Annotated in this window: 16 protein-coding genes; 5 read left to right on the forward strand and 11 right to left on the reverse strand. The window is 44.1% G+C overall.

Annotated elements, in window-relative coordinates; genetic code table 11:
• The first annotated feature begins 2 nt into the window (after window positions 1-2).
• Complete coding sequence (locus tag BIT28_RS22275; protein ID WP_075767270.1) at window positions 3-1,166, forward strand: multidrug effflux MFS transporter; 1,164 nt, start codon at window positions 3-5, stop codon at window positions 1,164-1,166.
• Between the two features lie 78 nt (window positions 1,167-1,244).
• On the opposite strand, the gene BIT28_RS22280 is transcribed toward BIT28_RS22275, so the two are convergent.
• From BIT28_RS22280 to BIT28_RS22305, 6 genes are all read right to left on the reverse strand, one after another.
• Window positions 1,245-1,631 (reverse strand): carboxymuconolactone decarboxylase family protein, encoded by a 387-nt coding sequence (locus BIT28_RS22280; RefSeq protein WP_075767150.1) that lies wholly within the window; start codon window positions 1,629-1,631, stop codon window positions 1,245-1,247.
• Between the two features lie 98 nt (window positions 1,632-1,729).
• Window positions 1,730-2,038 (reverse strand): AzlD domain-containing protein, encoded by a 309-nt coding sequence (locus BIT28_RS22285; RefSeq protein WP_075767151.1) that lies wholly within the window; start codon window positions 2,036-2,038, stop codon window positions 1,730-1,732.
• Window positions 2,035-2,790, reverse strand: coding sequence for an AzlC family ABC transporter permease (locus BIT28_RS22290; protein ID WP_075767271.1), 756 nt, complete (start codon window positions 2,788-2,790; stop codon window positions 2,035-2,037). The genes BIT28_RS22285 and BIT28_RS22290 overlap by 4 nt, the downstream gene beginning before the upstream one ends.
• A gap of 177 nt (window positions 2,791-2,967) precedes the next feature.
• Window positions 2,968-3,822 carry an AraC family transcriptional regulator gene (locus BIT28_RS22295; RefSeq protein ID WP_075767152.1) on the reverse strand — a complete coding sequence of 285 codons (855 nt, stop codon included), beginning with the start codon at window positions 3,820-3,822 and terminating at the stop codon, window positions 2,968-2,970.
• Between the two features lie 453 nt (window positions 3,823-4,275).
• Window positions 4,276-5,151, reverse strand: a complete 876-nt coding sequence (locus BIT28_RS22300) for a nuclear transport factor 2 family protein (RefSeq protein WP_083652069.1) — start codon at window positions 5,149-5,151, stop codon at window positions 4,276-4,278.
• Between the two features lie 199 nt (window positions 5,152-5,350).
• Window positions 5,351-6,205: an SDR family oxidoreductase gene (locus BIT28_RS22305; RefSeq protein ID WP_075767153.1), complete on the reverse strand. Its 855-nt coding sequence runs from the start codon at window positions 6,203-6,205 to the stop codon at window positions 5,351-5,353.
• Between the two features lie 116 nt (window positions 6,206-6,321).
• Here BIT28_RS22305 and BIT28_RS22310 point away from each other — a divergent pair, with 116 nt between their 5' ends.
• Entirely contained in the window at window positions 6,322-7,209 is an 888-nt protein-coding gene (locus tag BIT28_RS22310) for a LysR family transcriptional regulator (RefSeq protein WP_075767154.1), read from the forward strand.
• Window positions 7,210-7,407: 198 nt separating this feature from the next.
• On the opposite strand, the gene BIT28_RS22315 is transcribed toward BIT28_RS22310, so the two are convergent.
• From BIT28_RS22315 to BIT28_RS22325, 3 genes are all read right to left on the reverse strand, one after another.
• Window positions 7,408-7,956 carry a hypothetical protein gene (locus BIT28_RS22315; RefSeq protein WP_075767155.1) on the reverse strand — a complete coding sequence of 183 codons (549 nt, stop codon included), beginning with the start codon at window positions 7,954-7,956 and terminating at the stop codon, window positions 7,408-7,410.
• A gap of 751 nt (window positions 7,957-8,707) precedes the next feature.
• Window positions 8,708-9,658: a LysR family transcriptional regulator gene (locus tag BIT28_RS22320; RefSeq protein ID WP_075767273.1), complete on the reverse strand. Its 951-nt coding sequence runs from the start codon at window positions 9,656-9,658 to the stop codon at window positions 8,708-8,710.
• Between the two features lie 218 nt (window positions 9,659-9,876).
• Window positions 9,877-10,503, reverse strand: coding sequence for a COG3904 family protein (locus BIT28_RS22325; RefSeq protein ID WP_075767156.1), 627 nt, complete (start codon window positions 10,501-10,503; stop codon window positions 9,877-9,879).
• 277 nt (window positions 10,504-10,780) lie between these two features.
• Here BIT28_RS22325 and BIT28_RS22330 point away from each other — a divergent pair, with 277 nt between their 5' ends.
• Window positions 10,781-11,125, forward strand: a complete 345-nt coding sequence (locus BIT28_RS22330; RefSeq protein ID WP_075767157.1) for an antibiotic biosynthesis monooxygenase family protein — start codon at window positions 10,781-10,783, stop codon at window positions 11,123-11,125.
• An 85-nt stretch (window positions 11,126-11,210) separates the two neighbouring features.
• Window positions 11,211-11,918 (forward strand): ArsR/SmtB family transcription factor, encoded by a 708-nt coding sequence (locus BIT28_RS22335; RefSeq protein WP_075767158.1) that lies wholly within the window; start codon window positions 11,211-11,213, stop codon window positions 11,916-11,918.
• 151 nt (window positions 11,919-12,069) lie between these two features.
• Here the strand turns inward: BIT28_RS22335 and BIT28_RS22340 are convergent, their stop codons facing one another.
• Together BIT28_RS22340 and BIT28_RS22345 are read right to left on the reverse strand one after the other, a co-directional pair.
• On the reverse strand, window positions 12,070-13,143 hold the full coding sequence (locus BIT28_RS22340) for a hypothetical protein (protein WP_075767159.1): 1,074 nt from the start codon (window positions 13,141-13,143) through the stop codon (window positions 12,070-12,072).
• A gap of 598 nt (window positions 13,144-13,741) precedes the next feature.
• Entirely contained in the window at window positions 13,742-14,197 is a 456-nt protein-coding gene (locus BIT28_RS22345) for a hypothetical protein (RefSeq protein ID WP_075767160.1), read from the reverse strand.
• A gap of 494 nt (window positions 14,198-14,691) precedes the next feature.
• Here BIT28_RS22345 and BIT28_RS22350 point away from each other — a divergent pair, with 494 nt between their 5' ends.
• Window positions 14,692-15,279 carry an outer membrane protein gene (locus tag BIT28_RS22350; RefSeq protein ID WP_075767161.1) on the forward strand — a complete coding sequence of 196 codons (588 nt, stop codon included), beginning with the start codon at window positions 14,692-14,694 and terminating at the stop codon, window positions 15,277-15,279.
• Window positions 15,280-15,300 lie beyond the last annotated feature (21 nt).

Genomic DNA, 15,300 nt, shown 5'->3' on the forward strand with positions numbered 1-15,300 from the left:
AGATGAAAACAAAACCAGCGCTGGGTTTAATGGTGGTACTGATAATGTTCCCGCAAATTGTTGAAACCATTTACAGCCCGGTATTACCGCATATTGCCAACAGGTTTGATGTAAGTGTCAAAGCTGCAAGCCAGACGTTGTCGGTATATTTCTTGGCTTTTGCGTTTGGTGTCATTGTTTGGGGAGTGGTTGCAGATCTATTAGGTCGGCGAAAAACAATGTTACTCGGGCTGTCAGTTTATGCGTTTAGCGCCGCCAGTGCGGTGGTTGCTCCAAGTTTTGAACTGCTTATGGTTGCTCGAGGCTTGAGCGCATTCGGGGTTGCCGTTGGATCTGTTGTTACCCAAACCATGTTGCGTGATAGCTATGACGGACCTGGACTAAGCAAGGTCTACTCGTATATGGGAATGGGGATTTCCCTTAGCCCGGTTATCGGCATGATGTCAGGCGGGTTTCTGGCAGAGTGGGGCGGACATAGCTATGTCTTTGTAACGCTGAGCGGTTTGGCACTGGTGCTGCTGGTGATCAGCGTTGCGACTCTTCCTGAGACGATGCCGGAGACAATGCATGGGACGGCTCCTGAGAGTACGGCGCCCTCAGCATTGGGTAATTTGTTTCGACAGATGATAAGGGATAACGATATATGGCGTAGTGCGCTGTTAGTTGCGCTCTTTAATGTCTTGCTGTTTTCATATTACTTACAAGGACCATTCTTGTTTGAGCAGCTTGGCTATGACTCTATCACGTTTGGCCGAAGTGGTATTGTGCTTGCTATAGGTACATTTGCGGGCAGCCTGTTAAATAAGAGACTGATACAACAGGGCTTTACTCACCAGAGGCTGATGTGCATGGCGACGTTGCTTGGCTTGGTCGGGGCGATTGGAGTATTGCTGTTACAAGGTTCATTATGGTTCCTGCTTCCGATGATTTTTGTTGTGATGGGATTTGGTATCGGTATCCCTAATGTTCTGAGTCAGGCGCTGGTTCACTATCGCTCTCAGGCAGGCAGTGCGGGGGCTGTATTGGGACTTCTGTATTACTTGATGATTGGTGCCGGGCTTGCTGCTGCAGGAACAGTACAAAACCTGGGGGGTGTGCTGGTGGCTTGCGCCATCATTGCGATGGTGACAGTAACCATAAAAGCCAGAAATAGCTGTATAGCCTGATGTAAATGCTTTCAGCCTGTTGAAATTACAAAGTGTGAATCAACAGGCTGAAAGGCAAACTGGTTTGTCTCTTTATGGTTATTTTTCAGTGATAATACCGCGAGACTCAAACACCTCTTTAGCCGCAGTCATGCCATTGATAGCCGCAGGGAACCCGGCATAGACAGACATTTGCAGGATCACTTCGGTGATCGCTTTGGGTGTACAGCCAATGTTAAGCGCACCGCTGATATGTCCTTTGAGCTGTGGCTGGCAATTGCCCAGTGCAGTTAGTGCGGCAATCGTTGCCAGTTCACGGGTCTTAAAATCGAGTCCTTCGCGCTGCAAGACATCCCCGAACGGATATTCAATGGTGTACTTTGCCAAATCCGGGCAGATGTCACGGAAGCTTTCAATCAGTCCTTCTGCTGCATTGGAATCGAGTTCATTGAGTTGCTTCAGCCCTTTTTCGTATCTTTCGCTCATGTCATAACCATGTGGGTGTTATTCGTATTGCGCTGAAAAATAACATTATCAATAACAGGAGCCAACGATAATTTCTGCCTCTCTATATTTCTTCCTATCTATAAGAATGACAACAGGAAAAATACAGCCATGCTGATAACGGCGGTAAGCAGTACACTTTTCAATTTCCAGGCCAGTAACACAGCGACAACCGCTGCAACCAGATAGGGGTTATGCCACGAGACGGAGAGCTCGCCTTCAGGCAGAAAGACTATCGGTGCCCAAATTGCAGTAAGAACGGCAGGGCTGGAGTAGCTCAATAGTTTTTGTGCCTGGGCATTAAGTCGCAGAGGAAGCCTTGGCTCCAGAAACAAGTAGCGACTGGTGAAAACGAGCAGGGCCATTGCCAGAAGAGTTAACCAAATCATGCGTCTTCTCCTTTTTCACTTCCTTTCTCTTTCTCGATAGGACTGGCAACGTATTTATCGTAGCTGTAGCCGGCGACCATCGCAGCCATGCTGGCCAGCATTAAACCGCCTTCAACGTTATAGGCCTGTAGTACAACAGAGAGGATCAGGGCAAAAACCACTGAAACCAATACGGATGCATTCTTGACTGTCGGGACCACAAGGGCAATGAAGGTCGCCGCAATAGCAAAATCTAACCCGAGGCTATCAAGATTGGGGATGAACTTGCCAGCGACGATGCCAGCCAGCGTAGCCAGGTTCCAGCAAATGTAAAACCACAGGCCGGCCCCTAGGGCGTACCAGCGATTGAATACCTTGGGTGACTGGTGGCCGCATAGGGCAAACAGCTCATCGGTAAGTAAAAATCCCAAGCCAATTCGCCATTTCAGCGGCAGCGGACTGATCTTGTCGCGCATTGTGATGCTGTAGAGCAAATGACGCGAGGTAATAAAGAGGGTAGTTAGCAAGATAGTTGCCAGACCCGCTCCCACTTTCAGTAAGCCCGTCGCAACCAGCTGTGCAGAGCCTGCAAAGACAATGGCTGAGAGCGCCTGACTTTGAAACGGGTCTAGGCCGATATCGATTGCGAATGATCCGGCCAGTAATCCCCATGGGATCACCGCAACGCACAGCGGGCTGACGGCTAGTGCTCCTTGCCTGAATAGAGTGCGCTTTTCCTGTGATGTCTGTTGTTGGTTACTGTTATCTGTCATGTTCTGATGAGATGCTTCTGTTCTGTCAGAAGCGCCTCCGTCATTGGTTGTGATGGATGTTTGCATTGCGTGTTTCTTCTTTGTTATCAGTCATGCTTTTCACTTTAAGAATTAACCACGATACAAACTTGTACGTTATTGCTCAATAGAAGGAGCAATAACGATGCAATGTGATGACTAGCGAGCCACTTGCTTGGCAAACTGACCGGGAGTAATACCCATGGCTTTTTTGAAATGTCGGTGGAGGTGGCTTTGATCGTGAAAACCGGATTCTTGCGCAGCGTCCGAGACGGTGTGCCCTCGTCGGATCAATCGTTTTGCCAGACGAAGTCGCGCCTGAATTTGGTAGGCGTGGGGTGGGAACCCATACTCCTTCTGAAATGCTCTCACGAGGTGATACGGGCTGAATGAGGCCAGGTTGGCCAGCTCCTGAAGGGAGATGTCGGCACTCGGGAAATCATCAAGAAACTCTTTGACCAGTTTTAGCTGGCGTTGTGCCTTCGACACATCCTGAGGTGCAGTGGGTCGCTTGCCGTGCTTGCACATTAGCTTGGTTAGTACACCGTAAAGTAAGGTCTCCCGTAGAAGGCGGTTGTCTGATTTTTCCAATGTTTCAAAGACTAGCCGAAGCTGGCTGGCGAGCTCGGGATCATAGACGACCGGAGAAGGAAAGTACGGCGCTCCGTTACTTGATAAACCAGCAGCCAGTTCATGGCTAATGGTTTCAAATTGATCGGGGAGGGGATACATCGCCTTGTATGACCAGCCGCCTTCGGTGGCAGAATGACCGCTATGCACTTCATCAGCATTGACTAAGATGATACTGCCTTGCGGGGCAACATGGTTACCGCCGGTACGATAGAATTGCTGGGCACCGTTTTCAATTACACCAACAGTGTAGCCTTCATGGCTGTGGCGTGAAAAGTTTTGGCGGTGATAATCGGCATCAAGCAGATCAATGCCACCCAGCTCATCGGCAATACTATAGGTAGCCCTTTCCTTTTTAGGCGATTGTTTTTTCTTTGAATCCATGGTCTTGCTTTCTCCATCGCCTGTTGCATTTAACTTCCCATCCCTCGTTTGATTGAGGTTATTACTGAGTATAACGAAGTGATGCCAAATGCGTTTGTACAAAATTGCTCTTTCTTGAGTGGAGAAAGTGTTTAGCAGTTGTCCCCTATGTGGGGGCTTCCAATAACAACAGGGTGGTCATATTTTTGGGGGACTTTATAAGCCAGCCCTCTTCATTGATGGTAATTGGTATGGCTCAATAAGAGCTAAAGCACATGCGGTTTTTTTTAAGCCTCTCTTTCTGAGTTCCCAACTGTTACCGACACATTAATCTGTTTCAGTTCCGAAAATATAGCTTAGGTTGTTTTGAATACTCGCGATTTTTAATTAAATGTGGGAAAAATAGAGCAATTTGTGCCATAAATAAACGAGTTGAAGATAAAAGCCCCTAAAAAAGGGGCCTTTTACTGTTATTTAAAACATACCATTTTCATGAGCCATCTTTTTTGGAATTTCCTGAATAATGTCCCAGTGCTCAACTATTTTACCTTCTTTAATGCGGAACAAGTCGTAGAACGCTTGTGGTTTGCCATTCCACCGGCCTTCGCTTTGCGTTAAGACAAAATTCCCTTCACCAAAAATTCGATGAACTTTATGGTAATCGAACATGTTGTTTTGAGATGCCAAGTAAGCAAGTGCTTCGTTAAGACCGTCTAATCCGTCTTTCACCATCGGGTTATGCTGATCATACTGCTCTGCACTAATATACTCACTGATCTTTTCAGGTGCCCGGCCAAAAAATACATCTTCCATAAAGTTGGCGATCAGTTGCTTGTTCTCTTCGGTTTTGTCTGTATCTGTGACAAGAGTCGGCCCGTCAAACTGTGAGCGACCACTTGCCGTTTCCTTGATAACTGGAGAGATAGCATCCCAATGTTCGGCAACCTGGCCATCGTGCATACGCCAAACATCAAAGGTGACGACTTCTTTGGCACCGAACGCTTCTGCGTTATCGTAGGTATTGTGCATGACGATAAAGTCACCGTCCTCTAGTAGGCGATGAGTTTTATATGTTAACCCTGCCTCTTTTAATGCCGGCAGGAACCCAAGTGCAGGCGCTAGCCCTGTTGGTACATGCGGATTATGCTGAATATAATCTTCACGGAAATATTTTTTCATCTCTTCAGCATTAAAATCTTTAAAAAAGGCGTCTTGGGCCTTCATTGCGGTCTGTTTCATTGGACTATTAACCAGTTGATTATCTGACGTCGCCGCAGTTGTTGTACATGCACTTAGCAATGACACAGTCGTCAGCAGTGCTGCAGTAATGTAAGAGGCTGATTTTTTCATTGTAACGATTCCTGAATATTACGCTTACTCTCAAAGAGCAACGTTGGTAGCGTTGAAAGTGGATAGAGAAGTTCATGTATATAGAGCCGGCTACTCAACAATGACTGAGCCTTAATTAAGCCAGCGATTCTTTGCTATTTGGCATATTGTCTGTATCAAATAGCCCGGCGCTAAAATGAACTCGGAGAGCTAAGATCTTTTATGCAAACAGGGCCTTAACCATCTCGCTAAGTGTTGTTGTAGGGCGACCAATCAACGCACTTAACTCACCCTTCTTGTCAAATAATCCTCCTTTTGCGGCACCAACATCCGAATTGGAAAGCAGTGCCGCGAGTGGCTCAGGCAATCCTGCACCAACAAGTGCTTCTTTGAATTCGTTTTCAGGCAGGTTCACATAAGGTATTTCTTTGTTTGATTCTTGGCTAATTAGAGCTGCAAGATCAGATAGTGTGTAAGGCTCATCACCGGCGAGCTCGTATACTTTTCCTGCTTGGGGCTCTTCTGATGTCATGACCAAAGCTGCAGCTTCTGCATAATCATCTCTCGCAGCCGAGCTTATTTGCCCCGTGCCCGCGCTACCAATAAATGCCCCGTGCTCAATAGAAGGCATTACACTGGCGAGATAGTTTTCCGTATACCAGCCATTGCGAAGTAGTACGTAGGGTATCCCACACTGTTTTAACTCTTTTTCTGTTTCAATGTGATCTCCAGCTAGCCCTAAAGGCGATGTATCTGCATGTAGCAGGCTTGTATAGGCAATGAGAGAGACACCTTCGTTTTTGGCCGCTTCGATAACATTTCTGTGTTGTTCGACCCTTTGCCCCAGTTCACTTGACGAAATAAGAAGAATTTTATCGGCACCTTCGAACGCTGTTTTCAGTGTGTCGGGTTTTGAGTAGTCAGCTTCACGCACTTGTACACCCAGGGCCGATAAATCGCTGGCTTTTTCAGGTGTACGAACCGCAGCAATGATTTGTGACGAGTCGATTTTGCCGATTAAATGTTTAATCACCTGATGGCCAAGCTGGCCTGATGCGCCTGTAACAACAATCATGTTTCTAACTCCATGTGGCTATTTATTGTCTTGTTATAACTATATCGTTTCGCCATTGATTGATAATTACGTGTTAAGTAAACTTATAGTTAAGAGTGGCTAAACAGTGTGTAACAATGATCTCGTTAGATGACATGATGGTGTTTACCAAGGTGGTTGAAACTCAATCATTTACTAAAGCAGCGGAACAGCTAGGGGTTGGTAAAGCGCGAGTTTCCCAGATAGTGACCAAGCTTGAACAAGGATTAAATACTTGCCTGCTGCACCGAACGACCCGATCGTTATCATTGACTGACACTGGCGTGCAGTACTATAAAAAGTGCCAGATGATTCAAGAGCTGGCAATGCAGGCCAACACTGATGCACAAACGTTCAGTAATGAGCCAAGTGGCCTGATACGAATTTCTATGCCGATTGGCAATGCTGCATATTTAAATCTCCTCAGTCAGTTTCTCGGCCAATACCCGCAAATTCAGCTTGATGTGGTGGAAAGTGATAGCTACAGCAACTTGATTGAATCACGTTGTGATGTGGCCATTCGCGCTTCCTCGGCGCTTGAAGATTCCAGCCTATATGCAACTAAAATTGGTGAATTTGACGATATTCTTTGTGCATCACCAGAGTACCTCAAGCGTTTTGACGTGCTCCATTCAGCACAAGACCTGCTCAAGCTAGACTGGGTGAGCCACAATATCGTGCATGGTGACAAAGTGCTGGTGTTAAAGTCGTCGCAAGGAGAGGTAGTTAAGCTAAACAAAAAGCCCAAAGTGCAGGTTCGAACCTCTAATGCCCTGAAAGGCTTCTTGATCAATCATATTGGGTTTGGCGTTTTGCCTGACTTTGCGGTTAAAAATGAGTTGGCGAGTGGTGAGTTGGTTAGGATCCTTCCTGAAGTTCATGATGTTACCATTCCATTGTATGCCGTGTATCAAAATAAGGCATTGATGCCGCTTAGAACGCGCACCCTGATAGATTTCCTCAAGCGAGAAGGGGAGTGCTTTTAGGTCCATAAAGGCATGCCTCGATTCATTAATCACATCCCCTTCATATGTTGAAGCTCAACAATGGATTGAGAAGACTGAAACACATGGCAAGGTGTCTGTATTTGAGGCTATTTAGGATTGGGTTGACATATTCTGGTTGTTACAAAGTGCAGTTCTTAGGCTAACTGCACTTTGCGTAACATGATGGATTTCAGTGGGTTATTGAGTATTCAGCTTCTTAGGTAGAATGTAATGATTTACCAACTTAGTAAACCATTCAGGATAAGCTTCTGGTGTATAAAAGAATGCTGATGCCCATAAAATCACCATAACGGATCCAGATGGGATAGCCCAGGCGACTCCATCAGAATACGTTGGAAGGTGAGTCGCAATAGCGCCACCAACAAGTGCAATACCCATCAGAAGGCCAACTTTGTAAGTGCGGGGGAAAATAATCAATAGTCCGGTGAAGACCTCAGTACAACCGGTAAATTTAAACATGTGAATCATGCCGAATTGAGTGAACTTTGCAACCATTGGAGCCAACCCAATGATTTTGCCAAGTCCGCTCAGCATCAATGTTAAGCCGGCAAGAATTGCAAGGATCCGACCTAAGCGCTTCGTTTTGGTAGGTAGGTCATGAATGTCATGAAACATTCCAAATTTATAGAGCAGCCCGCCTAAAGCTATTGCAGCTAAATAGAAAGCCATAATAGCGGCAGTTGCAGAGAGTGCTTCGTTACCTTGAAATATATGAAATAGATCCACGTTGTAACTCCAGTGTATTTACAATACAGGTTTTGTTATTTGCAGCATAAATGATGCAAGGATATAAAAATAAATAGATTAAATTCCTATGTGAACTATGAGTAACTAAATACTACCTTTATTCACACGACTAGTATTCTATTCATTCGACTCACATTAACAACAAAGTTGGTCGGGACTTTAAGTCCCATTTATTGGTACGATGAGGATATATCTAGAAAAGGGATAGATGTTACAAGTCAATGACTGTTATTTTAAATGAATGCGATGGGGAACCCCCATAAAATAAATAGCAATCTCTTGATATTAAGATGACATGCGTTGTTGTTTTTATGAGCTGTTGCTCTGATTGTTTTAAGGTTACTGTGGCCGTTGGGCTGTACGTATCATGTTGCTAATATTCTATGTTTGCGGTGAAATAAAGAGATATTCAGATAAATACATGTTTACTACTGATTTGATTATGGGCTTTGTAGGGGAGGAGGTGAAGGCGTTAAATGCGAAAAGGAGTTCACTGGGCTAACTGAGGTGCTTACACTGCTGTTAATTATGCTAATGACAATGCCTGATCGTAGGGAATAGCTTTACCGAACAGTCGAAAATCTACACCTGTTTTATTGGCACTGATCTTCAGGTGAATATAGTCATTTTTTAAAGTGATGTGCAGTCGCCGTTGAAAGCACAAATATGCAGAATCTGATGCGGTTTATAAACAGCTTTAACCGGGAACATAAGTCCCGGATTTTGAAACTTAGCCAGCGGAAGCCTGATCAAGTGCTTCCTCAAAATTGTCGGTAATAAAATCAATCAGCAGCCGAAGCCGATATGGAATATAGTCACGGGCCTGATATAGGATATAAATTGGCAAACTGTACCTGTGCTCCTTATCAAACAAAGGCACCAACCGTCCCTTTTTTACCTCAGGTACTGCCTGCAAATCCGGCAGCAGGGCAATCCCCAAACCCTGAAGAGCAAATGTTAATGCGATTTCAGGCGAATCGACAACAGTAGTATGTGCCGCTGAAATATCCAGATAGCGCATCGGATTTTGAAAAGGCCAGCGAACAGCACCGGCCTCTTTCAGCCCTCGAAAGATAATTCGGTGTTTGATCAGCTCTTCAGGGGTACTGGGAGAGCCAAACTGAGCAAGATAATCAGGACTGGCATAGTAGTCTGCGGTAATAGTAGAAACTTTCTTGCCAATCAGATTACTGTCTTCAGGCTGATCTAACTGGAGGACTAAATCAAAACGACGTTTGGGTATATTTCGCTCGACGACATCTTGAGCATATATCTCCAATTCAATTTTAGGGTATTGCTCATAAAACTGTTTTATATTTTTGCTAAAGCATTGAATCAAAGGGGAAAGGCTGAGGATTGTGATTTTTCCCTCAGCAAGATTTTGATTATGGGTTATATCTTTTTCCAGTTCTTCAACATCTTTCACTATATCTTTACTACGACTATGGAAAACCTCTCCGGTTGGTGTCAGTTGAAAATGGCGACTGCTACGGTTGAGCAATTTTGTTCCGAGCATATCTTCCAGATCTTTTATTCTGCGACTGACGGTTGATTTAGGAAGACCAGTAAAGTCAGCAGCAGCCGTGATGCCTCCCTTATCAACAACCACTTGGAAAAGCTTCATATTTTCATATTTCATTAGTCTATGATCTTCTATATTAAACGCTGCAATTATAGCCATATTAAACATCAGTAGCTATTAGAGATTAATTTTAGTTAACCTTTGATATTCATCGACTATTATACACCTCTCCTTCTGGTTAGAAATTACTTTGTCCAGGCCGGATAATGTGGGTTATTGCTGTTGAACAGGAAATTGTATATGGAGCTGATACCTTTATCCGGGAAGGTATAAACAGGTTGTCTTAACAATTACATTCCCGGATATTAGCGATATGACTAGTTGGAGGTAATAACCTGATACCGTTTTATTTCTGCCTTGTTCATCCAATGAATATCCGTTGCAGGTGCGGCATTGAGGGTGAACCAGTAGAATTTCGGATCAATGTCAACGTGGCGGTAGTAGCTAAGGTACATCTGGTGAATAGGATCGGTAGCTGGAACCTGGTTGCCGTTTTCGCCGTCTGCTCCCCCCCAACTGTGAACGCCAATACGGGGTTCGGCATCATCAGCACTTCGCGCTACACCTGCAAGGTACAAATCAACCCCACCACTAGCGATCATGCCCTCTTTGTTTAGGTGTGTACTCATCTTCCTATCATGTATCTGCTTTGACAATTCCAGGTCAACTTCGTCATCTGCGCTGCCCCCAATGACATCGATATCCAGTTTTTTGATATCCGGGTAACGGGCTAACATGTCGTTAAAGGCATCTAACGAACCAGAGCAAATCACACCATCCAGGTTGGCTTCAGTCGGGCTGTTTACGGTAAAGGTGAGGGGTTTATCCCCTTGTAGCTGGAAGTAGCCACAGCGGGATGTAAACTCATTCGGGGCGGTATTGTTCGCACAGGCTGCGACAGCGCAGGATGCGATAACAATTAGAGCGGGTTTGACTAACGGCATGCAGGATTCTCTTTGCTAGTGAATGACTGAGCTCACTAGTTTAGGGCGTGTTTTAGTATCCGTAAGTATCGATATGTAAGCGCAGCCGTTACAGGGGCCGGTAAAGTCGTCACTAAAGGCATTACCGTAAACGGGCTTTATGGCCTTCCAAACGGACTGGGTTGGGGGCGCACAGTAAAATACGGTACAACGGCCATATTTCGATCCCCGGCGAAGTGTCACTATTTCAAGTCGCTATACTCCCTGCAACCATTAAATCATATAGGTAGAGGGAAAAATGATAGCAGTAATTTTTGAAGTTCAGGTAGCTCAAGGTAAGACTTCTGAATACCTAGATATAGCGAATGAAATAAAACCATTATTATCAAAAATAGAAGGTTTCATTTCAGTTGAACGCTTTCAAAGCCTTACCAATGAGGGGAAGGTGCTTTCTTTGTCATTTTGGCGAGATGAAGAGGCCATTCAAGCGTGGCGTGCTTTAGAATCACACCGGTTTGCACAGTCCAAAGGGCGTGGCGGTGTGTTCGTAAACTATCGACTAAGAGTGGCTGGCGTCATTAGAGATTATGGCATGGATAATCGCTCTGAAGCCCCCCAAGACAGCATTGAAGCGCACGGATAACGGGTGTAGTGGTCAACCAATGATGAGCAAGGTATAGTTGTAATTAATAATTTTACCTTGGCTGAGATATGACAACGAGTTAGGCATGAGCACACGAAATAGTTCTTTCACCGAATCAGAAAACTATAGCCAAGAAACAGACATGGCATCACTGGCAGCCGCCATGTCTGAAGCTTCTAGAATGAAGATCTTATGTGCATTAATGGATGGAAGAGCCTGGACAGCAACAGAACTCAGCGCCGTTGCAGGCATTGCGGCATCGACAACCAGCTCTCACTTGTCACGTTTGGTAAAAGCCAACCTGGTGAGCTGTTTATCTCAAGGTCGACACCGATACTTTCGTCTGTATAACAGTCGCATTGCTTCGCTACTGGAAAATATGATGGGTGTAACTTTTCAGGCAAGTAATCCCTCACGTTCGAAAGTACCTAAAGAACTACTGAAGGCAAGGACCTGTTATGACCATTTAGCAGGTGAAGTAGCTGTAAAGCTCTACGAATCCTTGATTACCCATGGCTGGATTGAAAGTGATGGCAATGACCTTACTCTGTTAGGGAAAGAAAAATTTTTACATTTAGGTATCACACTCGATACCAAATCCAAACGTAAGAAGTGTTGCCCGTGTTTGGACTGGAGCGAAAGAAAATTCCACGTTGGCGGTTTCCTGGGAGCATCCCTACTCATCTTCTTTGAAAATAATAACTGGATAGAAAAAGTACCAGGCTACCGAGAAGTCACCATTACACCCAAAGGGTACAAAGCGCTACATCGGCACTTTCTCATTGAGGGCTAGCCTTGCCTATTTGGCCGGGGGCGTCCCCGTGGCATCTGATACCGGGCTGACAGCTTGATATGTTCAACCGTAAGCGCCAAAAGCGGTGGTTTTAGAATGATAAAAAAGGGCATCTTTTGATGCCCTGAATCGGAGTTAATATAGCTGTTTTTTACATGCCGTTGATAACCGTGTTGCGGAAGGCTGTTTCATCATCAATATTATCGTATGTCACGCCGTAAGAGCTCATTACATAATCGAATGCAACATGGAATTTGGACTTACCTGGCTCTGGGTTTGGTGCTAAGGGATCATCCATTGAACCGGAGATAATCTCACCATTCCACATTGTTTCACCAGAGCTATAAGTGCTTGCGTAACCAGTACATGACGTTGACTGAGGGTCTACAGGGTTTACAACTTCACCGTTAGCAACCGCTGCTTGGTGGTCCGCTTTACAGCTTTGCTCGATCTGGTTAATAATTTTAAATACTTCCCATAAATCTTGGATCGAAGCCCCCTGAGTTTGCAGGTAGCGAAGAGCCATGTTGTATGAACCATATTCAGTGCTACCGTCAGACAGTCGCATCATTACCATATCTTGCAATCCATCATGCGTTACCTGAGTCGGGGTAATGCTTACCTGAGAGATGAAGGCATTGAGCTGGGTATCACTGACCGTTTCGTTTGTTGAAAGGCCTGTTGCAACAGCTTCTGCAAACCAAGTATGTGAATCATTTAGTCCGGTCGGGCCAATTAAGCGAGACTGATAGGTGTGTTTCAGCTCATGCTTAACAAGGTTATCCAGATCTGAGCCAGAGCGGTTTGGGCCAACAACAAAGCCTAAATCGTTACCTGCACCATTTGAACCCTCACTTGCGATTACACACACCTCAAGAGGGTTTGAGTAATCCACTTTCAGATCTGACCACGCATTCCAACTGTATGCCGCCAAATCGACATTTAGAGTATTCTGAGCAACACGCGCAATTTCTTGCATTTTTGCATCACTTACAGAGCCTTTTGAGCCGATAATGAAGTGGTCGGTACGAAACTTAGAGTTTGTGTCGAAGCAGTGACCAGTTGTACTCATAGCAGTGCTATCTGTCTTCACTGAAATATGCGAGTAAATGTTGCTTGCCGCAGACGAGTCGCTGCTGCTACCGCCTCCACCATCCTCAGTACAGCCAAACAACCAAGTAGATGATAATAAACACAAGCACAATACTGCTGCATTTGAACGCATAAGCTTCCCTAATTATTAAGGTATCAATAAAGCAAACGGATTCTAGAGCATCAATAGCGAGGGCTTATGATTCAAATCAATCTTGCCACATTTATTTCAACTTTTTCATAAGGTTACTTATAAACTGAACACCCACGCTGTTCATCATGGGAACAACTATTAGTCGCATTACCTTTGCCATGTCATGTTAAGAAAAAAGAGGAGACAGTGGGTTAAAAATTACCATCAACAGCCTGTTAATGAGTTTTAGAACTAAATTTAAATTGGACATGCGATTATGAGGCGCTCCGCGACTCATGCTAGGCCACGCGAAGCGTGAAGTGCGATGAAGGCTGTGAAAGCGATATAGTTACAGCTTCGTAGTAACTCTAAGGCAACCTCACTCCTCCGCCCTGATAAGCAAGCTCCGCAGGGCTATGTAGTGATGTGATGGACGCCGTTGGAGGGGCGTCCATCACATCACTACGTAGAGCATTCCGCTGTGCCAAAGGAATAAATTGATCACAGGCCGTTACACGGTCGCGTCCGTTCGACACAGATTTAACGTAACAGGCATAATGAACTCCCGATTTTGTATGACAAATGTTGTGAATCCGCCTTAAACACCTTGTTGAATTGATTGTTTACGGAACTTATGACGGAAGACAACTCGAGCCATCTTAAGCCCCGCAAATACTGACAATCCAACGACGACTCCAATTAAAGATAACCAATAGGAGTATCCAAGAAAAATACTAACGATTAAATTAACTATTGCCTGCACCGTCACAATCCATGCTGCAAAGTGAAAAAATACTAAGGGCTGACTTAAAGTAAAAGGATTTATGTTCCACGAAGGCTCTATCCAAACTTTACTCGAAAAAGGGTTAACAGCTTGGAATCCAATAACCAGCAACAACATTAAAGAGGAAGCAAGAGCAACAAAAAGTAACGACTTCAATTGTTCGTTCAATGTAATACTTGTGCTTTCTAGTGTAACTGTCGGGTTATAACTTGTAGCAGCAACTATACTCATACCAAAAACAATAGCTATGCGAAAAGTACGCCAATTCATAATTACTCCAAGATGTAGTTAACGACGCATTGATGTGTGAGCAACGCAACCACCTAACCTCATCCTTTGTACCCTAAACACGAACCCAACCTTGAGCTGAAAATGCCAAGCGTTGAGAATCACTCTTAAATGCTTTGTATGAGACTTTACTCGTACATCTTGACTTGTATTATAGTTAACATGATTTTAATAAATGTCTTTAAGTGTATGGTAGGAATTTAAAAACTCACAAAGTTAGAACTATTTGCTCACCTTTAAAGTCTTATTAATTCAACTCCCCATAATTTTCATCTATCAAAATATTTTAACACAACTCCATTAATTATAAATATATACAATGATACCCTAAGAGGTCCAATTACATTCTGTTATAATGTTATTATTAATACTTATTGCTAATTGGATTTTTAATGTTAGCTTTACTTTTATTCAATGGTGTTAAATAATGATATTTCCTACGTGTTTTTATTCTATTTCTCAAAGGATTTCTGTGAATGAATAAGTTCGTTTTTGTAATGTCATTGCTTTTTTCTTCATCTGTAATAGCAGAGATGAGTGCAGGTGTAAGTGATTTTTATCAGGATGTGTATCTTTCGGTAGGAGTCGGATCTCATGACCTTGAGAGACAAAGTAGCACTCAGTTATCAGCTCTGTTTGGAGCCAGAAATTATTATCGGCATAACTATAATTGGTTTATTGGCGGTGAATTTGAATCCTCATATTCCGGTAATGAGGCAAGAACCACAGAAGGAACCTATAGCGTTTCGCTAGATGAAAAGTTTTCTCTCGGTGCAAACATTCCTGTGGGGAAACGCTTTACGTTTTACGACGACTTTTCAATTGATGCTTATGGGGTGTTTGGTTATTCCATGACGCGACTAAAAGCAAGTGCTCGATTTGGTGATTCTAGCGTTAGCGATTCAATAACAGTCCATGGCCCGAAATGGGGAGGGGGGATAGATGCTTCATTTACTGATTACATGATAGGTGCTCGCTGGACGCGAGTCAATCTTGATGGTGGTGATGTCCACGATGCGTTAAGAGAGGAAAATATAACTCTTTTAATTGGTTATAAGTTTTAGTTAACAATTACATTTAATCCA

The organism is Photobacterium proteolyticum (genome assembly GCF_001939735.1).
Lineage (GTDB): Bacteria > Pseudomonadota > Gammaproteobacteria > Enterobacterales > Vibrionaceae > Photobacterium > Photobacterium proteolyticum.